At 45.8% G+C, this 24332-nt stretch carries 24 protein-coding genes and 2 tRNA genes; 19 read left to right on the plus strand and 7 right to left on the minus strand.

Annotated elements, in window-relative coordinates:
* Window positions 1–4 precede the first annotated feature (4 nt).
* The 10 genes from QUA78_RS20980 to QUA78_RS21025 all read left to right on the plus strand — a co-directional run bounded on the left by QUA78_RS20980 (window position 5) and on the right by QUA78_RS21025 (window position 7354).
* Window positions 5–78 (plus strand) — tRNA-Lys (locus tag QUA78_RS20980).
* Between the two features lie 235 nt (window positions 79–313).
* A complete protein-coding gene (locus QUA78_RS20985) occupies window positions 314–1276 on the plus strand; it encodes a GNAT family N-acetyltransferase (protein WP_333301706.1) in 963 nt (320 codons plus the stop codon).
* Between the two features lie 695 nt (window positions 1277–1971).
* Window positions 1972–2172 (plus strand): hypothetical protein, encoded by a 201-nt coding sequence (locus QUA78_RS20990; protein WP_172191997.1) that lies wholly within the window; start codon window positions 1972–1974, stop codon window positions 2170–2172.
* A gap of 210 nt (window positions 2173–2382) precedes the next feature.
* Window positions 2383–2453, plus strand: a tRNA-OTHER gene (locus QUA78_RS20995).
* A gap of 394 nt (window positions 2454–2847) precedes the next feature.
* Window positions 2848–3540, plus strand: coding sequence for a hypothetical protein (locus tag QUA78_RS21000; protein ID WP_333301705.1), 693 nt, complete (start codon window positions 2848–2850; stop codon window positions 3538–3540).
* Window positions 3541–3593: 53 nt separating this feature from the next.
* Window positions 3594–4115, plus strand: coding sequence for a hypothetical protein (locus QUA78_RS21005; protein WP_333301704.1), 522 nt, complete (start codon window positions 3594–3596; stop codon window positions 4113–4115).
* Window positions 4116–4142: 27 nt separating this feature from the next.
* Complete coding sequence (locus QUA78_RS21010) at window positions 4143–5582, plus strand: hypothetical protein (RefSeq protein WP_333301703.1); 1440 nt, start codon at window positions 4143–4145, stop codon at window positions 5580–5582.
* A 73-nt stretch (window positions 5583–5655) separates the two neighbouring features.
* Window positions 5656–6114 carry a DIP1984 family protein gene (locus tag QUA78_RS21015; protein WP_333301702.1) on the plus strand — a complete coding sequence of 153 codons (459 nt, stop codon included), beginning with the start codon at window positions 5656–5658 and terminating at the stop codon, window positions 6112–6114.
* Window positions 6115–6348: 234 nt separating this feature from the next.
* On the plus strand, window positions 6349–6669 hold the full coding sequence (locus QUA78_RS21020; RefSeq protein ID WP_333301701.1) for a type II toxin-antitoxin system Phd/YefM family antitoxin: 321 nt from the start codon (window positions 6349–6351) through the stop codon (window positions 6667–6669).
* A 58-nt stretch (window positions 6670–6727) separates the two neighbouring features.
* On the plus strand, window positions 6728–7354 hold the full coding sequence (locus QUA78_RS21025) for a Uma2 family endonuclease (RefSeq protein ID WP_333301700.1): 627 nt from the start codon (window positions 6728–6730) through the stop codon (window positions 7352–7354).
* A 73-nt stretch (window positions 7355–7427) separates the two neighbouring features.
* On the opposite strand, the gene QUA78_RS21030 is transcribed toward QUA78_RS21025, so the two are convergent.
* Window positions 7428–7682, minus strand: coding sequence for a DUF433 domain-containing protein (locus tag QUA78_RS21030; RefSeq protein ID WP_333031675.1), 255 nt, complete (start codon window positions 7680–7682; stop codon window positions 7428–7430).
* 441 nt (window positions 7683–8123) lie between these two features.
* Here QUA78_RS21030 and QUA78_RS21035 point away from each other — a divergent pair, with 441 nt between their 5' ends.
* Entirely contained in the window at window positions 8124–8471 is a 348-nt protein-coding gene (locus tag QUA78_RS21035) for a hypothetical protein (protein ID WP_333301699.1), read from the plus strand.
* A 135-nt stretch (window positions 8472–8606) separates the two neighbouring features.
* On the opposite strand, the gene QUA78_RS21040 is transcribed toward QUA78_RS21035, so the two are convergent.
* Window positions 8607–8999, minus strand: coding sequence for a DUF4189 domain-containing protein (locus QUA78_RS21040; protein WP_333301698.1), 393 nt, complete (start codon window positions 8997–8999; stop codon window positions 8607–8609).
* Between the two features lie 153 nt (window positions 9000–9152).
* Here QUA78_RS21040 and QUA78_RS21045 point away from each other — a divergent pair, with 153 nt between their 5' ends.
* The 4 genes from QUA78_RS21045 to QUA78_RS21060 all read left to right on the plus strand — a co-directional run bounded on the left by QUA78_RS21045 (window position 9153) and on the right by QUA78_RS21060 (window position 12016).
* Window positions 9153–9980, plus strand: a complete 828-nt coding sequence (locus QUA78_RS21045) for a hypothetical protein (protein ID WP_333301697.1) — start codon at window positions 9153–9155, stop codon at window positions 9978–9980.
* Between the two features lie 200 nt (window positions 9981–10180).
* A complete protein-coding gene (locus QUA78_RS21050; RefSeq protein WP_333301722.1) occupies window positions 10181–10819 on the plus strand; it encodes a ThiF family adenylyltransferase in 639 nt (212 codons plus the stop codon).
* Window positions 10820–10948: 129 nt separating this feature from the next.
* Window positions 10949–11305, plus strand: a complete 357-nt coding sequence (locus tag QUA78_RS21055) for a peptidoglycan-binding domain-containing protein (RefSeq protein ID WP_333301696.1) — start codon at window positions 10949–10951, stop codon at window positions 11303–11305.
* A 144-nt stretch (window positions 11306–11449) separates the two neighbouring features.
* A complete protein-coding gene (locus QUA78_RS21060) occupies window positions 11450–12016 on the plus strand; it encodes a DUF924 family protein (RefSeq protein ID WP_333301695.1) in 567 nt (188 codons plus the stop codon).
* Between the two features lie 211 nt (window positions 12017–12227).
* On the opposite strand, the gene QUA78_RS21065 is transcribed toward QUA78_RS21060, so the two are convergent.
* Window positions 12228–13574: a sorbosone dehydrogenase family protein gene (locus tag QUA78_RS21065; RefSeq protein ID WP_333301694.1), complete on the minus strand. Its 1347-nt coding sequence runs from the start codon at window positions 13572–13574 to the stop codon at window positions 12228–12230.
* Window positions 13575–13875: 301 nt separating this feature from the next.
* Entirely contained in the window at window positions 13876–14376 is a 501-nt protein-coding gene (locus tag QUA78_RS21070) for an autotransporter (RefSeq protein ID WP_333301693.1), read from the minus strand.
* 674 nt (window positions 14377–15050) lie between these two features.
* Between QUA78_RS21070 and QUA78_RS21075 the strand changes: the two genes are divergently transcribed.
* Window positions 15051–15686: a L,D-transpeptidase gene (locus QUA78_RS21075; RefSeq protein WP_333301692.1), complete on the plus strand. Its 636-nt coding sequence runs from the start codon at window positions 15051–15053 to the stop codon at window positions 15684–15686.
* A gap of 174 nt (window positions 15687–15860) precedes the next feature.
* Here the strand turns inward: QUA78_RS21075 and QUA78_RS21080 are convergent, their stop codons facing one another.
* From QUA78_RS21080 to QUA78_RS21090, 3 genes are all read right to left on the minus strand, one after another.
* Complete coding sequence (locus QUA78_RS21080) at window positions 15861–17729, minus strand: tetratricopeptide repeat protein (RefSeq protein ID WP_333301691.1); 1869 nt, start codon at window positions 17727–17729, stop codon at window positions 15861–15863.
* A gap of 72 nt (window positions 17730–17801) precedes the next feature.
* Window positions 17802–18575, minus strand: a complete 774-nt coding sequence (locus QUA78_RS21085; RefSeq protein WP_333301690.1) for a Uma2 family endonuclease — start codon at window positions 18573–18575, stop codon at window positions 17802–17804.
* Window positions 18576–18588: 13 nt separating this feature from the next.
* Window positions 18589–21285 (minus strand): HEAT repeat domain-containing protein, encoded by a 2697-nt coding sequence (locus tag QUA78_RS21090; protein ID WP_333399000.1) that lies wholly within the window; start codon window positions 21283–21285, stop codon window positions 18589–18591.
* Between the two features lie 211 nt (window positions 21286–21496).
* On the opposite strand from QUA78_RS21090, the gene QUA78_RS21095 reads away from it, so the two are divergent.
* From QUA78_RS21095 to QUA78_RS21105, 3 genes are all read left to right on the plus strand, one after another.
* Window positions 21497–22309 (plus strand): ABC transporter ATP-binding protein, encoded by an 813-nt coding sequence (locus QUA78_RS21095; protein WP_333301688.1) that lies wholly within the window; start codon window positions 21497–21499, stop codon window positions 22307–22309.
* A gap of 233 nt (window positions 22310–22542) precedes the next feature.
* Window positions 22543–23280, plus strand: a complete 738-nt coding sequence (locus tag QUA78_RS21100) for an ABC transporter ATP-binding protein (RefSeq protein ID WP_333301687.1) — start codon at window positions 22543–22545, stop codon at window positions 23278–23280.
* A complete protein-coding gene (locus QUA78_RS21105; RefSeq protein ID WP_333301686.1) occupies window positions 23277–24137 on the plus strand; it encodes an EamA family transporter in 861 nt (286 codons plus the stop codon). Before QUA78_RS21100 ends, QUA78_RS21105 begins: the two co-directional genes overlap by 4 nt.
* Window positions 24138–24332 lie beyond the last annotated feature (195 nt).

Genomic DNA, 24332 nt, shown 5'->3' on the forward strand with positions numbered 1-24332 from the left:
ATGCGGGAGTATAGCTCAGTTGGTTAGAGCAGGTGACTCTTAATCTCAAGGTCGAAGGTTCAAGTCCTTCTACTCCCATCCCAAATAACATACTACTCACAAGGCTTTGAGGCTTTAAACTGTCTCTAGTATATAGTTTTTCGCCCATTTTGCGCTCACGATAGCAGCCAATGGCGGTAGCGGTTGGATTACTGTGAGTGTTAGCGTTGTCGGATTTTTAATGCCGATCGACCTTTGGGCCGAGTCGATCAAGAAAAGTGCGATCGCCCAAGCTATTTTTCAACTGAATAACAACAGGAAATGGTGATTAGCTATGATGGCAAGTCTCTCGGCGCGCTGCTATGGGGGCGATCGCGATTTAGCTGCGATCGCCCATTTAATAAATACTTGCGAAGAAGTCGATCGGCTCGATGAAGGTACTTCCATCTCGGAACTACAACAAGAATTTAACGCGCCATTTCTAGACAAAGCCCGCGATATCCGCCTTTGGGAAGATGCGGAGGGAAAATTAATCTGTTTTGCTCAGTTGTCGGTTTCTGAACCGGGCGAAGTAATTGACGGTTGGCTGTGGTTTCGCGTCCACCCCGACGCGCGCGGAGGCGATGTGGAAGCAGCCGCGATCGCCTGGGGTGAAGTGCGGATGCGCGAGGTGTCTGCGATGCGGGGCGGGCGCGTGAAGCTGCGAACTTACGCGCGCGCTGAGGATTGCGATCGCATTTCTGTGCTGACAAGTTGCGGTTTTAAGGTCGATCGCTATTTTTGCCGAATGGCGCGATCGCTCTCTGAACCGATCCCAGAACCGCACTTCCCCAAAGGTTTCGCCCTGCGTCAGTTCCCCGGCGAACAGGATGCGGCAGCTTGGGTAGAAATGTTCAACCAGTCGTTTATCGATCACTGGAATCATCACGATTTAACGGTGGATAAATTTAAGCACGAGTTAGCTAAACCCGATTACAGAAATGATTTAGACTTGATTGCTGTTGCTGATGACGGCACTTTTGTCGCTTTTTGTTACTGCGAAATTAGTGTCGATGAGTGCGATCGTACCGGGCGCAATGAAGGCTGGATTGCTTGTCTCGGCACTAGGCGCGGCTTCCGCAAAAGGGGATTGGGACGAGCGATGTTGCTCGCTGGTTTGCATCGACTGAAAGCTGCCGGTGTTGCTACTGCTATTGTCGGCGTCGATGCTGAAAATTCCTCCGGTGCATTGCGTCTTTACGAATCAGTCGGCTTTCACAATATTCGCGACAGCATTTCCTATGTTAAGGATGTTTGATTGATATTTTTTGGTGAAACAACCCGGTTTCTGGCTACCCGTGCATAAGTCCTATCTAATTATGGGCGGGCAGGATGCCCACCCCACAATCAAATTCACGGGCGGGCAGGATGCCCACCCCACAATCAAATTCATTCTTTGTGGAACAGGCATCTTGCCTGTTCCTGACAATAGTGCAAGATATCCGATCTAAAAAAACTTTTGCTACCCCCTTGACATTTATGTAGTATATATGTAGTATATAAATATGGAAAGCGCAGGACAAGCAAAAACCTGTATTTTCCGTGCAAATTCTGAACCTTGACAACTAAATATTGCTCAATTTTTAAGGAACATCAATTTGAAAGTCTTGCAATAGAGACTCGATTGTCATGTTGTTACTTTATACGAGACTGTTCGGTTACAAACTGACTCGGCCAGAGTCAGATCCTGTACGAAATCAGTCTAATTTTAACGAATTTCATGCGGATTCAAAACAGACCAGCTCTGCCAGATTTCAATCAACCAAAAAGGCTGAGGAAATCCGCAAAATCAAACAAGCTTATCATTTAGAACGGCGCTTCTTTTAGTAAAGATTATCAGATTTCGTGAATCTTTACCGATACTGGCAATTTGCTAAGTCTCACAAAAAGCCAAAGTCGAGAGCAGATAAGCTACCAATCCCAAATCCAAAATTGCTCTAGGAGGTATCGGTAATGGTTCACATTCGTTTTGAAGGACGTTCCTATGACTTGGCAGAAAACCAAGTGGGTATCGCGGCAGGAATGAGCGATCGAGCTATTAAAGAACGTCTGGCCAACCATTTTGATGTCAAGGGCGATCGCTTCGAGTCTTACGTGCTCGATCGCCGTCCCAGCGGGGATTTAATTGTCCGCCCAGAAGCTGTTTACGGCTAGGAATTCACTTAAAGCACGTATTAGGCAGCGCACCCCAACTAAAGAAGCTTACAAACTGGATACGTTCGACTTAAAATCGAATTGTAGGTTCGAGTCCTACTTGCCGCGAGGCTAAAGCTTCTCTGACTTGTGCGCTGCCTTTTATAGCTGAATTTTTTATATCTATCGGGCGCTTAAAAGTTCCACTTCGCGCCCAAACAAAGGAAGCTTACATACTAGCTCTTGGTTGAGCATTTCTATTAAAAGAAAAGGTCGCAGGTTCAACTCCTGCGTATGTCCCAATGGCTTTCTTAACTTGCGCGAAGTGACTTTATCTATAAAAAAGCAAAAATAATTTAGCAATTTAGGAGAAATAAAAAGTCAAATTTTTCTAGTTTAGAGATTAGAAAAATCCTGTTCTGCGCCCTAACAAATGAAGCGCATACACACAATTCAACCGATTGGTCGCAGGTTCAAATCCTGCCAGTCCCGTTTAAGGGGCTGTAGCTCAGGGGTAGAGCGTTCTGCCTGTCAAAACGCTTTGCTAACTTGCGCGGAACATCTCATATCAAATCCGGTTTCAATATCTCCTTTCTCAGTCTCTTAGAGAGGAACTTTGTTTGAATTTTGAGCGGTTTCAACCGAGTACACAAGGGATTTTTAACGCTGATTTAGTATCTTAGGAAAAGTTGAGTTATGAGCGAACATCGCTTAGCTGAAAATGTCATTGAGCGGCCTCGTGGAGGGTTGAGAATCAGCTCAAGAAAGGTAAAAGGGCAAAAAACATCTCTGGTAAAACTAACTGAAGAAGCTACTACAGATGGACTGCTTAGCCCCTACTTAATTAAGCAGAGAAACAAGACAAAATGGTTTTCCGATTGTCTGGGCCCGCTGTACCAATGGCTGCAATCTCATGTAGGTCAGTATTGGGATGATGTTTACAGCAAACTGTGTCAAATTCTCGATATCACTACTTTATCCGGCCAACATATTGTCTCTCACGTATGGGGCTATGTGGAACGGAATGCTGTGTTAATTGATGGGGTTCCTTATCGAAAAAACCGTGAATTTTACGATACAGCTCTTCCTCTTGGTTATTGGTACAAGCAACTTTACGTCCATCCTGAGACTGGAATTCTTTGCTTAGCGAAGAGACTTCCGAAAGTACCTAAAAAAAAGCCAGATGATTTTGTATTCGTAGATGCTTATCATCATTATCGCAAAATAGATGATTTGTGGTATGCGTTCGAGCTAGCAGATATTGAACCCTTGGCAATAAACACAAATAAATCTTCTGTGAACCGGGAGAAGTACGTTGCGAGCAAACGTCAGTGCAACAAAAAACAAATTAAGTTAATTATGGAACAACTAGCTAAAACTAAGGACTGAAGTCCTGACTGCAAACGAAAGATGTGAAAGTGGTGAGGAAGGAGAATTAAATTATGAAAACTACAACTATAATTTACCGATCGCCCAGCGAGATAGACAGTCTGATTCATGCTTTCCAAGAATGCTGCTTGCCGCGAAGTCAATGGACGCACGAAGCGCATTTAACGGTTGCTCTGTGGTATCTGTTTTATGACTCCGAGCAAGAAGCAATCAATGCGATTCGCAATGGCATTAAACGTTACAACTCGGTTCAAGGAATTGAAACCACACAAAACAGCGGGTATCACGAAACGGTAACGCTATTTTGGGTGCGAATTGTTCGCCGATATCTCGCCGATGAAAGTCACAATTGCTCGATCGTACATCTGGCTAACGGTTTGATTGCAAAATATGCCGATTCCCTACGGGATAGCTCCGCTTCACGCACTTTACCATTTCGCTATTACACCCGCGATCGCCTGATGTCCTGGGAAGCCAGAAATAGCTGGGTTGAACCCGATTTGAAGTCCCTCGAATCCGAAACAGCCAGGGATTTCAATCCATCGCGGAATGAGGCGATAAGCACAAAATATTAGTTAACAATCAAAATGGGAGATTGTACAATGAATATGAATGCAGCCGAGCGGGATTTACGTTTGGAAATGCTCAACAGTCTGCTCACCACTCCTCACCGTGTATTAGAAAAAGTAGCAGAAATTCACAAGTTAATTATCGAATTAGACCCCATTTTTTACGGTCATTTAGCAGTGTGGTATCAGCGTCACGGCGACGTGCGCGATCACAAGGAAGTTTTTGCCGGAAATTTGCTGACTTCGGCGCTGACGGAACACCGAGATGCCGGTTTTATGATGCTGCAAGAGTTTCCTCCCTACGAGGTTTCGCGGATTGTGGACTTTATGAAGCGGCACCAGAATAAGGTGCCCCGCAGCGCGCGCACTGCTGTCACTCGCTATCTGAAATCGCGGGAAAAGAATCCGCAGTTTTTCGATCGCGCTGCCATCCGCAACCGCAAGGCGATGAAGCATTTGTACGCAACGCTGCACGTCAAGCCGAGCGATCGCGCTAACGCTATTCTCTTCAAAGACAATCCGCCAGAAGACTCTCTGGCATTCGTTTTGAAGCAGTTAGCAAAGGCGGCGACACCTGGGGAACAGGCGAATTTGATTGTTGAGTACAAGATTCCGTATACGATCGCAGTTGGTGCGATCAGACAGCTAACACCAACGGTTTTGGCCGCGCTGATTAACTCGATGTCGCCGCAGGAAGTTATCAACAATTTGAAATCGATTCAGTCGCGCGGCGCGATGGATCACCCGGAAGTCAAGCAGTTGATTGACTCGAAGCTGGATGAAGCGGCAAAGTGCGATCGGGTTTCTGCTTACAAAGCGAGTGTTGCGGGCGCGGGCGCGAACTTCGACACAGCAACGGCGGCGAAGCTGGAAGCGGTGACAAACGAACAGGTGAAAAAGCGCGGCAAGATTGCGAAAGCAACGGGTTTGTTGATTGACAAGTCGGGTTCAATGGAAAGTGCGATCGAAGTCGGGAAGCGTCTCGCTGCTTTGATTTCCGGCATTTCCGAGGCGGCACTGTTCGTTTATGCCTTTGACACGATGCCGTATCCAGTGCAAGCAAACGGCAGCGAATTGACAGACTGGGAACGCGCTTTCAAGCACATTCGCGCTGGCGGCGGCACAAGTTGCGGTTGCGCGGTGGAAGCAATGCGGATTAAAAAGCAGGTTGTCGAGCAATTCATTATCGTAACAGATGAAGGCGAAAACGCTGCACCTTATTTTGCAGATGCTTATCAGAATTACTGCCGCAGTTTGGGGGTAAATCCTGATGTTGTGATTGTGCGAGTTGGTGCTTGGTGCGAATATGTCCAGAAGCAATTAAAGGACAAACAAGTATCGGTGGAAACCTTTACGTTTGCGGGTGATTATTACTCCTTGCCGAATTTAGTGCCGATGTTGAGCCGTCCTTCGCGACTGGAATTGTTGATGGAAATTCTGGATACGTCGCTGCCGGTGAGGGATGACAAGTAAATTGTAGGGTGCGCCGCAGCGCACCTTACTTATTATATGCTAAAATTGGCACGGAGCCGAAGGATAACACACTATGAAACTAGCTGAAGCTTTAATTTTAAGAGCTGACTGTCAAAAAAGAATGGAACAACTGCGCTCCAGGTTGACAAGAAGTGCTAAAGTACAGGAAGGAGAAGAACCTCCAGAAAATCCCCAAGCACTGATTAGCGAATTAGATGCAGGGGTGCAAGAACTGGAAGACTTAATTAAAAAAATTAACAAGACTAATTCGCTGACAACTCTGGAAGATGGAGTGACTTTATCGGATGCTTTAGCCAAGAGAGATGCTCTCGGGCTTAAGCGCAGCATCTACAATTCTGTAGTTGACGCAAGTGCTTTGAGGCAAGACCGCTATACTCGATCGGAAGTCAAATTTTTCAGTACGATCGACGTTGGTGAATTGCAAACGCAAATGGATCGAATGTCTAGACAGTATCGGGAGTTAGATACTAAAATACAGCAAGCAAACTGGAATACTGAACTTATCGATTGAGCAAGTTGGTAGCCAATGCAATAGAAGCGAGCACAACCCCCCAACAGGGTTAAGTTGGATCGGCTTTTTGCTGATGGCATGAGGGGTCATGCTAAAACCTCACAAATTAAGCCCAATATTGTCACAAGCGTACAGGGCATTGTTAAAGTTACTACCGCGTGCAGGTCTATTGATATTGGTGAGGGTGGGTTAGGGGTTTCTTGCTCAATTGCAAAAAATATTGGGACTTCCAGTATGATGTCAACTGAGATTACATACACTGAAGCAGAAGCAAATTTAAAAAATCTGTGCGATCGCGCTGTTGAAACTGGGGAGGTAATAGTTATTACTAGACCGAGTGGCAAAAATGCGGTTTTGATTTCTGAGGCAGAATTAGAAAGTTTGCTAGAAACGCTTTATTTGCTGAGTTCGCCTGCCAATGCAACTTGTTTGTTTGCAGCATTAAAGAGAGCTAAATCAAGAGTCATTCAACCTCAGACACTCGATGAAATTTGCCAAAAATTTGGGATTAAGGAAGAGGATGATAGTGAAAATGAGGTAGCGATCGCCAGTTAAACCATTGATGACAGAATCACAATCTTCTACTATACTCTAAACTCGGGAGGAGCAGTTGGTGACTTCAATATTAATCAAAGATTTAGCAACCGAATTAGAGCTGGTCACCGAAGATCCCGTGGAAAGATTTATTACCAGCGGGGTAAGTTGGCAACAGTATGAACAACTACTGACTCAACTCGGAGATAGTCCTTGGTATCGGGTTACTTATTTAGATGAAGTGCTGGAAATTATGGCCCCAAGTCGCCGTCACGATCGAGATAAAACCAATATTGGGATGCTGCTAGAAGCGTATTTTCAAGAAACACGGACTCGGTTTTGGGGATTGGGTTCAACTACCTTCCGCATTCAAGCAAAAAAGGGCGGTACAGAACCGGATGAGTGCTATTGTATTGGTACTGAAAAAGAATTTCCTGATTTAGCGATCGAGGTTGTATTCAGCAGTGGCGGCCTGGACAAGTTAGCAGTTTACAAAAAGCTCGGAATCAGAGAGGTTTGGTTCTGGAAAAATCGTCGCTTTGAGGTTTATCATCTTCGGGGAGAGGAATATGAAAAAATGCAGCAAAGCGAGTTGTTGCCGAATTTGGATTTATCACTGATTGCAGAGTATGTACAACGCCCCGACCCCCTTGAGGCGGTGTTGGAGTTTCGGGAAAGAGTTAAAGAAAATTTAGGGGGAAGTTGAGATTTAATATCAATCTTTACTCCCAAACATCTCCCTCAATATCCTCAAGCGACAACTTTTTAGCTATTTTCAATTATTCTCTAGTTTGAGCGATAATTTCTAGTAATTCTGGATTAGCGATGGATGACACTAACTGGGAATCCGCAGCAGCCAAAGCCGCGCGCAACTTTTCTGAAGTCAGTGCAGGATATTTCTCTAACACCTGCTGTTCCGTCCATCCCGCAGCAAAGAGGCCCAGCAAGAATTCTACAGACAATCGAGTTTCTGGCGCTGCTGGTTGACTTGTTGAAGCTTTCGGGTTTGGATGAATGAGCTTTCGCCAGTCCATTGTTTTACTTAAACGATTGGGGAAGATTCCGCCGATTATACTGCATTTGGGCACAGTAAAAACACTGACCTCGTTGACTGACTTTGTAACAGTGCCACCGCAGGTCATACCATTTTAGATTTTAGATTTTGGATTTTAGATTGGGAAGCACTGAGGAATTAAGGGTTTGAAGCTTGGCTAGAGTCGCATTTTTTTTGAACTGGTGTCATTTCGCGGTTTTGCGATTAAATTGTTATTACGATCGCAGTACAGCACTTTCTTATAGAGTAGAGTGATGGGGTAGCGACGGGGCGATCGCCCTTTTTCCTTTTGTCCGTTTCAATACCAAACGGCGTTAGCGAAGCCCTCGAAGAGGATCGCACTAAATCTCAACCTACTGTGCAACCCACTGTGCAACCCACTGTGCAACCCACAATACAACTACTTTAACTTCTTAAAACTATGGGAAAAAAGTCGAAAGCCAAAAAATCCCAGGTCAAAAAACCCAGTTTGCTCTGCCAGCGACTGCAAGAAGCTCTCGATCGAGGCAGCAAAGTTTGGATTAAAACAAATAATAGCAGTTTCGGCGGCATCCCGATTAATCTGTTCGGGGACTTTGCGGAACTTTTGGTGATAGTTCCCCCTAACGAACAGGCGGAAAATATCGATGCTTACGGACAAGTTACGTGGCTGATTCGACTCTCTGATATTATTGCACTCGCTTATCCTACTGAATACTGGTCTAAAGATAGATTAGAAAGTTTGCTGCCACCTGATGCAGTTACTTCCGAAGTAGGAGATTCACTGTAAGGCGCGCAATGCGCACCCAACTTTTAGCGGAGTTGTATTTGGTAAGGTGCGCAATGCGCACCCTACGTTTCCTATTTTCTAAGCTGTTTTACGAACGAAAATATACACCGCTTGGCTCAAATTTTATCACTTTAATTAGTTGTTGCAAGCTGAAAGTTGGACTTTACAGTTGCCGCCATCTAGTTCGCTGCAACCGGCGAGAGCTTGAGCTTCTGCTGCTGCTTTATCGTCGCCCCAGCCCGCACCTGCTCCTCCTTTGCCTACGGCGATCGCTCCACAATTATTGCTATTAGATGTCAGCGGTTCGCAGTCGTTAGCACCTTCGCTTTGTTCATTGCAGACGGCTACTGCTGCGTTTAGTGCTTCTTTCTCTGTAGCATGATCCCAACTAATACCAGTGGCGTCAGAAGTCGGAGAATAAGCAGTAGCTCCATAGGTGTTCTGAGCTTTAGCTACCTGGGTAGAGCCAAAAATAGGAAGTGTCAGAGCTGTCACTACAACCAACTTATAAAAGAGTTTTTGCAGCATATTTACTTGAGATATTTACAAGGTTAAATTGGCAGGTTCGCTCAATCTTATATTAAGATATTGATTCGCGTCAACAGTATTTATAAATCTTTATATTTATTTAATTTAAAAGTGTGTTAGGTAAAAAAAATTAAGATTACGGAGGTCAATTCAGTGGCAGATATCCGCAAAATCCTCAGCCAACTCGCCGCCCAAGAAGGGCAGCTACTCGATACGCAATTCCTGGCTCCCTGCGTGCCCGGGGGAAGCGTGCGGATAAGGGTTAGCTCAATGATTTATACTTTTCAACCGCAGCCGCGCAACTTTGAAGGATGGGCTATTTTTGGGCCGATTAATGAGAAAATTGCTGCGGTAATTGAGGAGCCTAGTTTTCCGCAAGTGGCAGAGTATTTGCAACTGCTCGTACCCGTTCGCTTGCAGTTGGCTTGCGTGCTGCAAGGGCAAACTTGGCTGGCTTATCCTGTTAACGAATCTGACGCTAAACAGCGCACTGGTGTTGCGAAACCCGTACAAGTTCATTTAGTAACTGAAGGTTCGCAGTTTGAGCCGATAGTTGCGCGGTGGGACGGTGATTGTTTGTGGTTTGAAGAGATTGACAGGCGCGCCGATCCGCTGCCGTCAGAGAAATTGAAAGCAGCTTTAAAAAAGTTGATTTTGCCTCAAGATGTTCGTTTTAAAGGGATGACGCCGGAAATGCGAACTGTTTACGAATTGGTTTCCCGAAATATTAAAGATTTAGATCCGAAAGTGCGGGCTGAACAGCGCTTGCAGCGGGCGTTGAAGATGGGCGGCGGCGAGTTGCGGGATTTTTGCGATCGCGAAAATTATTGGCTGGTTGAATGGACTAGCGAGAGTGGAGAACATCACACTTCTGCGATCGCCAAAAATGATTTGACAGTTATGAGTGCTGGCATTTGTCTCAGCGGATTGGACAAAGACTTCGACTTGCAATCATTAGTTGGAGTAGTTGAAGATAGATAATGGGAATGGGGAATTGGGCATGGGGCATGGGGCATCGGAGAATATCTAATAGTTAGTTGTCAGTTGTTAGTTGTTAGTTGTTAGTTGATCCTGGTTTTTATAAAAAATAATCAAGAAATAACCAATGCCCAATGCCCAATGCCCAATGCCCAATGCCCAATGCCCAATGCCCAATGCCCAATGCCCAATTCGCAATTACTATGAGTATATTTTTTCACGAACAACTTTACAGAAGTGCCGCAGTGATGTCGCTGATAAAAAATTTCCCGGTAACGGTGTGCGGCGCGGGCGCTTTGGGTGCGAATATAACAGAAAGTCTGGCGCGATCGGGCTTTTGCCATTTAAAAGTCATCGATCGCGATCGCATCGAGGAACGCAACCTTTCCACTCAACCTTATTATAGATCGGACATCGGCGCATTCAAAGCCAAAATTCTCGCCAACAACCTCTACCGTGCTTTGGGAGTCAGCATTGACGCTCACTCAAAAGAATTGACACCCGCAAATGCCGATCGGCTGCTGGCCAACAGCGCCACAGTCATCGATACTTTTGATAACAGTGTCGGGCGGCAAGCAGTCAAGGATTACTGTGCCAGTGTCTCGATTCCCTGCGTGCACGTCGGATTAGCTGCCGATTACTCGGAAATAATTTGGAACCAACACTATCGGGTTCCTTCAGCGGCGAATGATGACGTTTGCGATTACCCGCTGGCGAGAAACTTGGTAATGCTGACAGTTGCAGTTGCCTGCGAAGTAATTGTTACCTTTGCTGCTACCAAAGAGCAACAAAATTTAACTTGCACGATCGGAGATTTTGCAGTAAAGCCACTTATATTGTAGAATGTCGGTTGACTGTTGCCAGAAACCCGGTAAATCGAGATTGGATGCCCCCATCCCAGAAACCCGGTTTCTCACCCTCAAACAATCGTCCAACTTGCAAAAAACGCTTGAAAATTTAACAGGGAAAGTATGGCAGGATCGCAGACTTTTTATTTTGTACTAGCAATTCTCGGTCTATTAGTTTTGACTGGCGCAAATGGAGCAAACTATGCAGCGGGCGACGCAGTTTGCCACACTAATGATTGCCATAGACCAGAGGTGAGACACCATAAAAGGATTTTAAAATGCGGCTCGAAAGGGCACGATGTGAAGAAACTGCAAAAGTTGTTGAACGCGCGGGGCTTGTCCCCACACCCGATCGTAATTGATGGCGTTTTCGGTCCGACAACCGAAAATGCAGTGAAAAGATTTCAGCGACAAGCGGATATTCCTGTAGACGGAGTTGTGGGAGGCAAAACTTGGGACAGACTGTTTGCTAGTTTGTAACTTTAAGCACCGGACAACAAAGGTTCCTAAGTCATCATTGCTAATCATTAATCGCTGCGGTTTGTAGTTGGACAGATAGCGCATTTTGTGCAACTACAGACACAGAAGCTTTAATCAACAATCAATCGCATATCTAGATTGCTAATGAAAGAAGTTTTAGATTTTTGGTTTGGTCGATCGCACTCTCCTGAGTTTGGCAAAGTCCACAAGAAATGGTTTGAAAAAGATGCGGATTTTGACGCCCAAGTGCGATCGCGCTTTCTGCAGCAATACGAACTAGCCGCCTCCGGTCAATTCGACTCATGGCAAGATTCCCCCGACAACTGCCTAGCATTAATTCTACTGCTCGATCAATTTCCGCGCAATATGTTTCGCGCGACACCTCAAGCATTCGCCACAGACAGCAAAGCTTTAGCCACCGCCGAATACGCTGTTAATCATAACTTCGATCGCGAATTGCTGACTGTACAAAAATCGTTTATTTATCTCCCGTTTCAACACAGCGAAAACTTAGAAAACCAGCAAAAATCTGTCAAACTATTTCGCCAACTCAGCGGCGAACCTGACAGCGATTCACTCATTGAATACGCGCAGCAGCATTTGGAAATAATCGAGCGTTTTGGGAGATTTCCCCACCGCAATCAAATTCTCGGACGCGAAACAACCCCGGAAGAAGCAAAGTTTCTGAGACAACCCGGTTCGGGATTTTAAAGCGCGATCGCAAAACCTCGATCGTTCTGATATATTCGAGGCTTGTAGAGGCGGTTTTAGCGCGCAATCAGAACCAATAGCAGGCAATTTCTGTAGGAAACCCGCCCCAACCCAGCGACTCTCAAATTGAATAGTGAAATTAGAAAAGAAGATAAATTGTTGATTCAACAAAAAGTATACGATGGTGAAGAATTTATCCATCGCCCAATCATCAGCCGCGATACTGCACCCGATAAATCCGGTTGTTTGCTTCCTCAGTAAACAGCAAACTCCCGTCAGGTAAAACCAGCAAACCAACAGGCCGTCCCCAAGTTTTCGGGCCTGACGGATCTGTGAGAAAACCAGTCAGAAAATCCTCATAATAACCTTGAGGGCGTCCGTTCGCCGCATTAAAAGGTACAAACACGATTTTATAACCAGTTCCAGCGTTCCGATTCCAACTGCCGCGAAACGCCACAAACGCCCCGTTCAGGAATCTTTTGGGAAACGTTTTGCCGTCGTAAAACTGAAGCCCCAAAGCCGCCGAATGCGCCTGAAACAGCACGTCCGGCATTAATGTTTTAGCCGCTAAATCAGGTCGATCGCTCGTACCGTTTCGCACGTGGCGCGGGTCGAGCAAATTCGGCTTAAAATAAGCGTAAGGCCAGCCGTAAAACTCGCCTTGACGAATTCTTGTCAAGTAATCCGGCACCAAATCATCTCCCAAACCGTCGCGTTCGTTGATTGTCGCGTAGAGTTGATTGGTTTTTGGGTGAAAATCCAATCCCACCGGATTTCGCAAACCGGAAGCAAAAATTTGCGGGTTCTTGCCGTCCAAACTCATCACTTGAACAGACGCCCTCGGCAGCGGTTCGACATCTGCATTAGACTGCGATCCAACTGATACGAAAAGCTTGCTATTATCTGGGGAAACGACAACATTTCGCGTCCAGTGTTGGTTGTAGCCGCCGCCAGGTAAATCGGCAATTTTTTGACCGCTACCGGTCAATTGTTCCTGCCCTTTTGTGTAGGGAAATCGGCGGACTTCATCGGTATTTCCGAGGAAAAAATAGCGATCGGCAAAAGCCATACCAAAGGGAATATTTAACCCGTTTTGAGCACTTGCAAAAGTCTTGCGAACCTCAGCAACCCCGTCGCCGTTGGCATCCCGCAACCGCGTAATCCGATTCTGCCGGGTTTCTGTTACCAAAACATCGCCTGTGGGCGTCAAAGCCAGCCATCGGGGAGCGTCTAAATTGTCAGCAAAAACATTGACGACAAAGCCAGGAGGCACTCGCAGCACTGGCGATGCGGGAATCGGTACTACTTGAGGGGATTTCGAGGCGCTTTCGCTGGCGAAAGGCTGCGGCAAAGAAGTTGCAACAATGCGGATTGGCTGCGGCGACAGCGGTTTGGTCGGTACAATTTGATTTGTCCGAACATTTGTCAGCGGTGCAGGGGAGGGAATTTGCGACAGGGGGCCGTTGTCGCCAACAGCAGGGGCGATCGCATCTGTAGCCCGATCGCACGCAATCAGCGGTAGCAGCAGAATTAGCAGCAAGAAACGCAGGTAATACATAGCAGCTATTTCTCAACAATTGCTGGACAATTCTATTATTCTAACTGTTATTAAACAGCGAAGCCACCGCGCACGCGGTGGCTTAATTTTGCTTACTCATACCCGTTGCAAAAAAAGAATGCAACTGTAGGCCCGCGATCTAAACCTTGAGCTTCATCAGTCAATAGATTTTAGATTTTAGATTTTAGATTTTAGATTGAAGAAAGCGACCCACTGATAAATCCGGGGGCTTGCGAATTGCTTTTGGTCATTCGCAATTCTCTAATCGAAAATCTAAAATCTAAAATGGTATAACCTAGCTCTACCAAAGTCCTCTCACAGGAGCCGGACGGGGAGCCGGAGCCGGAATCGGACGGGGAGCCGGAATCGGAGCCGGAGCCGGACGCGGAATGGGAGCCGGACGCGGTACCGGTGCTGGGGCCGGACGCGGTGCCGGTACTGGGGTTGGGGGACGAACAACCGTTGTGGCTACCACATCATAATCGGGGATCACCGCGATATTTTGTATTTGAGATCCGGCGACGGTGGCTCTGACTTTCATTCCCGGTACGAGGCCAATAATTCTCAGGACGCATCTTTGAATCCTGAGAGTCCTGTACGGCGCGTTTTCTTCGCGAATTGTTACTACGTCGCCGACAATACTTTTGACAAAACCGATAATAGTTCGACTGTTTGCTGTTGTGGTGGTCTGCGTTTGGGCTATTTGAGTTGCAGGGTTAGCCATCGCAGGATGCACTGAGACCGCCGAAATTAGCACGGACAGGGTTGCACCTGTCAATAATTTGATGTTCTGAAGACGCATTGAAACCTCACATTAACTGCTATTCAGGGTCGGGTTTGCTTCCGCTGCGCGAAAGTCCCAACCTCTAGACCTTATCTAGTTTAATCCCCAGAGTAGGAAATTTATGACAATCTCAAAAAAAGATTATCGAACAAGTATTAAAAGACTAAATTTTACATTATAAGTTCCCGGTTTACAACAAGTTCAGCGGTTCGCAACTCTAGAGTGTTGGCGTGATATATTGAGTTTGTTCGATCGAGCGTTGCAGTTGTTTTAAGCCAACCTAACTGTTACTGCTGGGCGGGAAAATCTCCCAAAAGACAGATTGTGCTTGCTGGATGCAGCAGCCCCATAGTTTCAATTCTCGATCGCCAGCCGGCCATTGCTAAAAAATCAAATTAGTCGGAGGTAAAATTTAATCATTTTCTTGCAGAATTTACGCATAAACCGGGTTCTTTCACGAAAATCTCTCGCGGAGTTCCCCTGATACCCTTATACAAACCCGGTTTTTTTGGTATTATTGCCTAAGCTTTGTATTGAGTTACAAGTTATCAGTTGTGGAATAATAAGCTAAAAAATGCGTAGCATTGGCAGTGAAAAAGCCATCTCAAAACTTTAGTGAGCGGGTGCAGTTTGCGGATAATTACATAGGAACTTTGTAGGAACTGCTGGTGAGGAGTGTAGCGAACAAAAAAATGGTGAACAGCAAATTTTTATTTAACCAGTTAATTGGGCTGAGCTTGAGTGCAGCGGCGCTGTCGGTCGGCCTACAGCAGCAGGCGGCTGCCGAACTGGTGCCTAATTCAAGTCATAGTGCGATCGCAGCGCAGTCGGTCAAGTCCGATCGCAAATTGCCGAATCTCGGAGCACCAGAATTGCCACCATTGGGAGAACCATTTCGGTATATTCCACAGGAACCCAAACCTCCGGTAACTCCAATTGAAGAAGTGCGTTTAGTGCTGAAATTGCGAGAACGCCGCGTCTATCTTTACCGACAAAATAAGGTGCAAGCCAGTTTCCCGGTTGCTGTGGGAAAAGGCGGCTGGGAAACTCCTACAGGCAATTTTAAAGTTATCCAAATGATCAAAGATCCAGTTTGGCAAAATCCTTGGACAGGAGAACTTATTCCTGCTGGGCCGGACAATCCATTAGGGAGTAGGTGGATGGGGTTTTGGACGGATGGCAAGAATGTGATTGGTTTTCACGGTACTCCGAATCCAGAGTCGATCGGCGGGGCGGCTTCTCACGGCTGCGTCAGAATGTTTGATAAAGACGCACAGGCTTTATTTGAGAAAGTCGCAGTTGGAACGCCGGTGATAGTTGAGCATTAATTATTAGGAGGTTGGGGTGCATTAAAACATCATCTCACTATAAAAACACTAATTCCCGGGGATTGAAATCGCTACACATACAAAGTCCGCCTGCGCGGACTAAAGAATTTGTTAGTCCGCGCAGGCGTACTTCGTTTGTATAGTAGCGGTTTCAACCGCCGAGCGATTTTGATATTAGATAGATTCCTGGTATTTTTCCAGCAACTCCGGGATGTAATCGTAGCCGTCAATACCGATCGCCGGAATGATGTTTGCTCGACTTCTAGCCAAAGATTCTTTAAAAGATTCTGCCCCCATTTGACCCCGCAAAATAATCAGCAAACCAGCCGATTGGCGCCACTCCGCCGCCCCAATTTGCTCCAAAGTATACATCCCCAAACTGCCAGCAAATATCGCTTGTTCTAGTGCGTTGATTCTGTAATAAGCTTGAGCCAAATAAGCCAAATTCAGACCTTGCAAATACAAGTCGCCCGAAAATTGGGCAGCTTGCCAACCTTTTAGCAAATATTCGATCGCACCTTCAGCATTTTCCAGGGCAATTTTAGCGATACCGAGACTGCTAGAACAAAAAGCTTGACTTTGCCTGTCTCCTAATTTTTCCGATAGCAACAAACCTTGTTCCAAATAACCGATCGCACTCTCATAAACCTCCGGTTCCACCTCCTCCAACTGCCGCGCTTGAAACACTTCGCTGTAACCCAAATTTGCCAGGGCATTTGCCTCGCCTTGTCGTTCTCCCGTTTGTCGTGCCATAATTAAAGCCCGCTGGCTGTAATTAATCGCTTCTTGATAATTTTTTTGGGCAACATAGTTGCGGCTGATGTGATTGAGATTGGCAACTTCGCAAGCTTTGTCTCCTTCCAAACGGGCAATTTCCAGCGCTTGCTTGTGCAGCAAGATCGATCGCTCGTAGGCCCCAGCCGCCTGCATCGAATAACCCAGAAGCGTCAGAATCCGAGCTTTCGCTTGAGTGCCTTCAACGCGCCGCAGCGGTTCGTCTAAATAATCCAAAGTATGGCGCAGAGACTTGCCATCAAACGAAGCAAAAATTCCGCCGTAAAGCGGAAAATATTCCCGCTGAGAAAAAGCGCGCAAAATTTGCAAAGTTACTTGAAAACAAGCATTTGCCAACTGCTCGCCGCTCTTGGTAGAATTATTAAACCCACTAGCTAACTGACTCCAAATTACAGCAAAAGTAATGTAAGTAGAAATTGAAGCTTTTGTTGACACTTTGGAATCGTAAACTTGCTTATCAAACCATGTCGCTAACGCCCGCTGCAAGCACTGCAAGATAATCGCTAATTCCACCAATCCGCCTAATTCTAAATTCGATTGCTTGGCTGCGAATTGAACTACCGATTCACCGAGCGCAATAGTATTCAAAAGTGCCTGGGGAAAGGGACTATTAACTTTTTTTGCCCAAAAAGCCCAAGGCCCATTTTGTTCGGGACTACCTGCAAATCCTAGCTGCTGCGGCTGATAAATCCAGCCGACGAGTTCTGGTTCCAACCGCTGCCAAGATTCTAAACCTTTGGCAATACCGGCGGTGATTTGCTGCAAATCTCGCTCGGTTTCGGGATTGGCAGTTTGCAGCATTTGTTGGTGCAGAGATTTTGCCAATTGCTGCAATTGAGCCAGAGTCAACGGATGTTCTTTATTCGGATCGATTACTTGCAATAATGCCAGGAGGCGGCCGTTAGATTCGGCGGTAAGGATTTGTTGGATTGAGGATGCAATTTCGCGATCGACGCGGTTATCTTTCTGCCAGCGTTCCCATTCTCCTTGGATGGTTTTGAGAGCTCGAAGGGTACGATTTGCCTTTGCTTGTTTGATTTCGTCTTTTTCATTTCTGAGTTGATTTTCGGCGGCATCAAGGCGTTCGCCGAAACAGCGTTCAAAGATTTCGCCGGTACCGGCGCTAATGTCTTGCACCAGCATTTGATAGACTTGTTCTTTAGAGCGAATTTGACCTTTGAGGGTGATTTCGACAATTTTGTCGATTAGGGTTAAGTAGCGATCGCGCAATGAGGTAGATTCTGGCATAATTTATTTTTAGTTAATAACTTTTTATGGACAGCGCTTGCAGCTTGCACCATTTCATGCTGCTATTTAATTTTACAGCTCCTCTGGATTAATGCCCATTGCTCTGAGGCGATCGGCTAATCGATTTGCCCGCTGACTTTCTAATTCAGCTCGCTGACTTTCTAATTCAGCTCGCTGCCTTTCAAACTCCTCTGGAGTCAGAACCCAATCGCCACTGACATCGTACCAACGCAGCCACAACCTCGAACAACCTTGATAACAACCTTCCCACAAACCTATACCTAATTCTAATTCCGGTATCCAGAATCGCGGCTCGGTTAAAACTTGTTCGGCGTAACGATTGCCAATCAAACGAAATACTCTCAGTTGATTGTTGTACCGACTGAAAACAAAGTAGTAAGGAATCTGCAAAATCTGTTCGTAAACTCGCCACTTAGTAGGGGGTTTATTTCGTGCTTCTTCTGTGATTCCTAAATCCTCATCTTCAGTTCCAGGTGACAGCAGTTCTACTACTACCAGAGGACTGACATTTTCTTGCCACATCACGTAGCTGAGGCGTAATTCGTCACCTCGATAAAATCTCGGAGCCCCCAATACGACAAACCAATCAGGTCTTTTGTACCAATTGAAATGGTTAGAATCGTAGTAGAGATTGAGGTCTGTCGCTATAAATATTTGTTCTGGCGGATGATTTGCGGGGCGGCAGGTTAGACGCAGCAGTTCGGGTTGAAATTCGTGAAATTCGTCAGGCAAACCGGGTTCCTCCGGGTCTTCACTGGGTAAATCATACATCGTAGGGAGGACTTTTGTTTGCGAAGGCTGCGAATCCGGTACGTACATCGTCATAAGATTACCCGGGCTAGACGGCTTGAGGAGATTGAGGCGGCACGGCAATTGTAACATTATAGCGCGATGTGATTTCTTGCGACAGAAAGTCAGTATCTTTTGCACCGAGAATTTTATCGAGATAGCAATCTTTTACCGCTAACAGAAAGCTTTTGATCGCTTCTGGTGAATTTTGGGAGTCTGCTACCTGCAAAAAATATTGCCATTTACTCTCATCTTTGCCGTTAACATCTAGCAAATGCAACGCAGCTAAATACTCGGCTACCGGCTCTAAAGCAAAGTGGATTTGGTCGTGGGCTACACCTTTTGTTTGGATGATTTTGAGTTTGTCTTCTAAATAGTTGAGCCGCGATTCTGCATTCTGTTCACCCAGAGCATCTATCGCATTTTGACGGTTTGCCGCTGCGGGCCGATAGGTTGGCTTCAGGCATTCCCAAGCTATGATTTTAGAATCTTTTTGGACGGTGAAATCGCTGAATTTATTCTCTGTTACGCTGCAATTGAGTTGGTTTAAGTAGTACAGCATTAATTCGGCAATATTATTCGGTAAATTGCCGTCTGTTGTGCCTTCTTTCTTGGCAATGATTTGGTCGGCATAGAGTTTGGCTAGCAAAACGGTGATGTTTCTGTCGCCGGCTATAGTTGATAGTTGGCTACAGGCATTGAAAAATTCTGTATCGCTGAATAAGTCGCGCTTTTTTCGTTGGCTGAGATAGCTTTCCATGAACGATGACAGTCGGTTTCCGGCAATGCGGAGGGGTTTGATTTCTGTCTTCGTGACTAGACCTAAAGGTTCTTCCAGCCGCGAAGTTACGAGCAAAGCATTAACCGGAAAATTTGGCATTTCCGGTCGAATTGCTGTTTGTGTCTGTTCGCTCATTTCTGAGAAGTTATCGACGATTACTAGGATGCGCCGCTGTTTGAGCAACTGTTCTAATAATTCTTCACAAATCGGCTCGGCAGTATCGGTTAAATCTTGCAATTGACCGCGAATTGCTTCGAGGAATGGCTGTTGGCATTCTGCTACTTTCATGTTTAGTTCTGATTCGATGAGAACTGGCAGCATCCGATGATTGCAAATGCGTTCTTCAGGAGTATCCGACATTGCCCATTTGCCAATCAGACAAGCTAAACTGGTTTTTCCGGCTCCCCCTTCTTCCCAAATCAACAAACAGCCGCGCTTTTGAGCAAATGTGGGCTGCAAATCTTTGCCTTTGAGGGTGGCAATTGTGTTATTGTCGAGGATGACGGGGATGGGGACGATAATTTTGCGCTCGCGCACTATTTCCCGCTTCTGAAATTCGTCTCGCGTGGCTTCGATCTGTGCTGCCACCCAAGCATCGAGAACTCTGGGATGGTATTTTAAAAATATCAAGTTGCCGAGAGATAGATCTGTGCCGAGAACTGGTATTTTGAAGGCGATAGGTTTTAATTTTTCGTAAATTTTCAGCAGCCACAATGGGCGGATGGCAAAGGTTCCGAAGAGTAAAAATAAGTAAATGCCGGTTCCCCAGAAGTAGGGTTTTCGGATAATTGATTTTACGAATAGGCGATCTGTTTGTTCTGCTTTGAGAACATTGAGGGATAAACGGAGATATGCGATCTTTGATTTTTGGAAATTAGCTTTAGGTTCTTCCATAATTTTCAAGGCTGATTCTAAGTTTGATACAGCCAGATTTAACTCCGTTGGAGCTAGCGTATTTGCTTTTCCTTGAAGGCTAAGAGCAATACTCACCAAGGCCTTGGCGGCATTCGTATTCACACCTGGATTGGAATTTTTAAGCAGGGAAACTAGCTGCGGCAGTACAGTTTTAGCTTCTGCACCGAGACTGTCGAAAACCTCGGCGACACTGCTACGCACACCTGGATTGGAATCTTTAAGCAGGGAAACTAGCTGCGGCAGTACAGTTTTAGCTTCTGCACCGAGACTCCCCAAAGCAGAGGCGGCACTGCTACGCACATCTGCATTGGAGTCTTGAAGCAGGGAAACTAGCTGCGGCAGTGCAGTTTGAGCTTCTGCACCGATTCTCCCCAAAGCCAAGGCGGCACTGCTACGCACATCTGCATTGGAGTCTTGAAGCAGGGGAACTAGCTGTGGCAGTGCAGTTTGAGCTTCTGCACCGATACCCCCCAAAGCCTCGGCGGCACGGCTACGCACATCTGCATTGGAATCTTTAAGCAGGGGAACTAGCTGCGGCAGTGCAGTTTGAGCTTCTGCACCGATACCCCCCAAAGCCTCGGCGGCACTGCTACGCACATCTGGATTGGAATCTTGAAGCAGGAAAACTAGCTGCGGCAGTGCAGTTTGAGCTTCTGCACCGATACCCCCCAAAGCATAGGCGGCACTGCTACGCACATCTGCATTGGGGTTGTTCAAAGCTTGAGCAAGGTCAGGAATAGCAGGAGGGCCAATTTTTGCGAGAACCTGGGCAGCACTCCGGCGGACTGGCAAATTCTTATCCTGCAAAGCTTTCATCAAAGCAGGGATGGCTGGTTCACCTATTTTTCCTAACTTCTTAATAGCTGCAGAAAGTTCCCTTTTATCGTTAGTCTTTAACTTCTCGATGAGGGAGGCAATCTCTTTGGGATTAGCTGTGGGTTCGTCCACCCTTGCAGCAGCAGCATTGCGAGTCAACAGCAAGGGCGATGTGAAAGATAGAAACGAGAGGGCAATTACGGCAATTAATCTTGGTCGGTAGTGCTTCGTCATGGGCTAGAATCCTGATATTGGATGAGCAGTCTCAGCCATTTGAATAATTGTATCTACATTCTAATCAAATTGGTTCCAGAGTCAGGGCGATCTAAATTGGTGCTTGTCTGTGGTGAAATCGATCGCCCTTAATACTGCTTAAAAAGCGGCACTTTAAGAACATTCCGCAGTCTAAGGCATAATTAGATATCTTATATTCTATGATTTGTTTATGATTTCCGAACCCCTTACCCTCTCAACCACCAATCCTGTTTTAGCAGCGAAAGGATTAACTCGCCGCTTTGGCGGTTTAATTGCTGTAAACGACGTATCTTTCACAGTTCAAAAACACGAGATATTTGGATTGATCGGCCCTAACGGTGCTGGCAAGACCACTCTATTTAATGTAATGACTGGACTGATACCTGCCTCTAGTGGCAATCTGATTTATCAAAACGAAAATATTTCTAAACTGCGACCTTATCAAATTGCTAATAAAGGTATAGCCCGAACTTTTCAAAATATTCGGTTGTTTGGGGAACTTTCTGCTGTGGAAAATGTGGCGATCGCCCGACACATCCACAGTCGATCGGGCAATCCAGTTTTATCGGTGCTGGCGGGGATTTTCGGCTTGCCAGCATCTAACGCAATGGAACGCAAAACCCAGCGAAAAGCCTTAGAATTGTTGGATTTAGTCGGATTGGGCGATCGCGCGGGCGAACAAGCCAAAAACTTACCCTACGGCGACCAGAGGCGCTTAGAAATTGCCCGCGCTTTAGCCCTAGAACCGCAAATACTCTTGTTAGATGAACCGGCTGCGGGGATGAATCCCAATGAAAAGCACAAATTAAGCGAATTTATCCGAGAAGTGCGCCAACAATTCAGTTTAACTGTAATATTGATCGAGCATCATGTACCGCTAGTTATGGGATTGTGCGATCGCATTGCCGTCTTGCATTTCGGTCAGCTTATTGCCTTGGGCGAGCCTGCTGTTGTGAGAAATGACCCGGCGGTGATTGAGGCTTATTTGGGAGATGAAACTTAGATAAATTGAAATTATGTCATCTTGAGTCACCGCGTAATTGGAAATCGTGTCTACACACAAAGTCCGGAGGTTACACGGACTAAGAATAATAGTTAGTCCTAAATGTATCTGCCAGCCTTCATAGGACTTCAGCTATGAACCTGGGGTTTCAATCCCTGGCGGAATCGCGGACTTACTGACTCGCGAGCTGCTGGAAAAAAGACAGTTTTTTATCAAGAATAAAGTCACAAAAAATGCAACATACTCCACCCGAAACAGCGCAAAATATCCTCTTAGAACTAAAGAATATTTGTGTAAATTACGGAGGCATTCAAGCCCTGCGAAATATTAATTTAACCGTGAATGCGGGGGAGGTTGTCAGTCTCATCGGCGCTAATGGTGCGGGCAAAAGTACCACACTCAGGGCTATTTCCAAAATAGTTAATATAAACCAAGGACAAATTATTTATACCGGGCGCGATATTACCCGCCGTCAAGCTCACGAAGTTGTGAAATTGGGAATCGCCCACAGTCCAGAAGGGAGGCGCGTTTTGGCGCAGCAAACGGTGTTGACTAACTTAGAATTAGGGGCGTATATTCGATCGGACTCGGCGGCGGTAAAAGCCGATTTAGAGCGCCAATTTGAGATATTTCCGCGCCTAGCAGAAAGGCGCCGCCAGCTAGCAGGAACCCTCAGCGGCGGGGAACAGCAAATGCTGGCGATCGCCCGTGCGCTGATGAGCCGCCCGAAACTGCTATTATTAGACGAGCCTAGTTTAGGCTTAGCACCCGCGATCGTCAAAGAAATTTTCGCAATCATTCAAAACCTGCGTTCCACAGGCGTTACAATCCTCTTAGTCGAACAAAATGCCAGTTTAGCACTGCAAATTGCCGATCGGGGTTACGTACTAGAAGCTGGTAATATTACCCTCACAGGTATAGGAGGGGATTTGCTAAACGACGAGCGAGTCAGGAGCGCATATTTAGGTTGACTTGGTTAATTTTTGGAATCTTGACCGCTTTCTTTGAAGCCGTCAAAGACGTTTTTGGCAAACAAAACCTCAAAAAAAGTGACGAATATGTCGTCGCTTGGTCTCTCTCATTTTTTTCAGTCATCTTTTTGATTCCCTGGGTATTATATACAGGAATTCCGCCATTAAACTCTCAATTTTGGCTCGCCCTATTAATCGGAGGTAGCATCAACGCTGTCACATCCCTCCTCTACATCAAAGCCCTCAAATTATCAGATTTATCCCTGACAGTACCGCTGCTAGCTTTGACACCATTATTCATGTTGGTAACTTCACCGTTAATTGTCGGTGAATATCCCAAGTTTTTTGATTATATTGGCATTTCGCTAATCGTAGCAGGCTCTTATTTATTAAATATCAAAGAGAAATCTAAAGGATATTTAGCCCCATTCAAAGCACTGCTGGATGAACCAGGACCAAAATTGATGTTAATCGTTGCATTTCTATGGAGTATTGCCTCAAATTTTGACAAAATAGGAGTTACAAATTCTTACCCTATTTTTTGGATATTCTCTTTGTTTGGTACCATGAGTGTTTTGCTACTGCCAGTTTTATTGCACAAAACGCCAAATCCAGGGCAAAAAATTCTCAAACAATTACCAATGCTAGCTGCTATGGGGTTTATCAATGCTACTGGAATAATTTTTCAAATGCAAGCTTTGACATTAACTTTCGTAGTGCGAGTGATCGCGATTAAGCGTACTAGCGTGTTAATGGGTGTATTGTTCGGTCATTTCATTTTTAAGGAAAAAGATATTCAAGAAAGATTATTAGGGGCCGGAATCATGATTTTGGGAGTTTTATTTATCAGTTTATAGGTTGAGATTTCGGGGACTTTGACGCTCATTCTCTCCCCGAATGTAGGGGCGGTGCCAAGAGTGCTCGCCCTCTCTCGGTTGGGCGGGGATGTCTGGGTGGGAAACACGCCCTCGCCTCTATTAGACCTCTTGCAAAATAATTTTATGATATAATGGAAAGTTTTGCTTTACTGGATTTAATCCCAACTATTAACT

The sequence above is a fragment of the Microcoleus sp. K4-B3 genome (assembly GCF_036704615.1).
In the GTDB taxonomy this organism is placed as follows: domain Bacteria; phylum Cyanobacteriota; class Cyanobacteriia; order Cyanobacteriales; family Microcoleaceae; genus Microcoleus.

Excerpts from the sequence above, each read along its gene's own strand:
- QUA78_RS20985 (WP_333301706.1), top strand. The coding sequence starts at position 314 with ATGATGGCAAGTCTCTCGGCGCGCTGCTATGGGGGCGATCGCGATTTA.
- QUA78_RS20990 (WP_172191997.1), top strand. The coding sequence starts at position 1,972 with ATGGTTCACATTCGTTTTGAAGGACGTTCCTATGACTTGGCAGAAAAC.
- QUA78_RS21000 (WP_333301705.1), top strand. The coding sequence starts at position 2,848 with ATGAGCGAACATCGCTTAGCTGAAAATGTCATTGAGCGGCCTCGTGGA.
- QUA78_RS21005 (WP_333301704.1), top strand. The coding sequence starts at position 3,594 with ATGAAAACTACAACTATAATTTACCGATCGCCCAGCGAGATAGACAGT.
- QUA78_RS21010 (WP_333301703.1), top strand. The coding sequence starts at position 4,143 with ATGAATATGAATGCAGCCGAGCGGGATTTACGTTTGGAAATGCTCAAC.
- QUA78_RS21015 (WP_333301702.1), top strand. The coding sequence starts at position 5,656 with ATGAAACTAGCTGAAGCTTTAATTTTAAGAGCTGACTGTCAAAAAAGA.
- QUA78_RS21020 (WP_333301701.1), top strand. The coding sequence starts at position 6,349 with ATGATGTCAACTGAGATTACATACACTGAAGCAGAAGCAAATTTAAAA.
- QUA78_RS21030 (WP_333031675.1), bottom strand. The coding sequence starts at position 7,682 with ATGGACTGGCGAAAGCTCATTCATCCAAACCCGAAAGCTTCAACAAGT.
- QUA78_RS21035 (WP_333301699.1), top strand. The coding sequence starts at position 8,124 with ATGGGAAAAAAGTCGAAAGCCAAAAAATCCCAGGTCAAAAAACCCAGT.
- QUA78_RS21040 (WP_333301698.1), bottom strand. The coding sequence starts at position 8,999 with ATGCTGCAAAAACTCTTTTATAAGTTGGTTGTAGTGACAGCTCTGACA.
- QUA78_RS21050 (WP_333301722.1), top strand. The coding sequence starts at position 10,181 with ATGAGTATATTTTTTCACGAACAACTTTACAGAAGTGCCGCAGTGATG.
- QUA78_RS21055 (WP_333301696.1), top strand. The coding sequence starts at position 10,949 with ATGGCAGGATCGCAGACTTTTTATTTTGTACTAGCAATTCTCGGTCTA.
- QUA78_RS21060 (WP_333301695.1), top strand. The coding sequence starts at position 11,450 with ATGAAAGAAGTTTTAGATTTTTGGTTTGGTCGATCGCACTCTCCTGAG.
- QUA78_RS21065 (WP_333301694.1), bottom strand. The coding sequence starts at position 13,574 with ATGTATTACCTGCGTTTCTTGCTGCTAATTCTGCTGCTACCGCTGATT.
- QUA78_RS21070 (WP_333301693.1), bottom strand. The coding sequence starts at position 14,376 with ATGCGTCTTCAGAACATCAAATTATTGACAGGTGCAACCCTGTCCGTG.
- QUA78_RS21075 (WP_333301692.1), top strand. The coding sequence starts at position 15,051 with ATGGTGAACAGCAAATTTTTATTTAACCAGTTAATTGGGCTGAGCTTG.
- QUA78_RS21080 (WP_333301691.1), bottom strand. The coding sequence starts at position 17,729 with ATGCCAGAATCTACCTCATTGCGCGATCGCTACTTAACCCTAATCGAC.
- QUA78_RS21085 (WP_333301690.1), bottom strand. The coding sequence starts at position 18,575 with ATGACGATGTACGTACCGGATTCGCAGCCTTCGCAAACAAAAGTCCTC.
- QUA78_RS21090 (WP_333399000.1), bottom strand. The coding sequence starts at position 21,285 with ATGACGAAGCACTACCGACCAAGATTAATTGCCGTAATTGCCCTCTCG.
- QUA78_RS21095 (WP_333301688.1), top strand. The coding sequence starts at position 21,497 with ATGATTTCCGAACCCCTTACCCTCTCAACCACCAATCCTGTTTTAGCA.
- QUA78_RS21100 (WP_333301687.1), top strand. The coding sequence starts at position 22,543 with ATGCAACATACTCCACCCGAAACAGCGCAAAATATCCTCTTAGAACTA.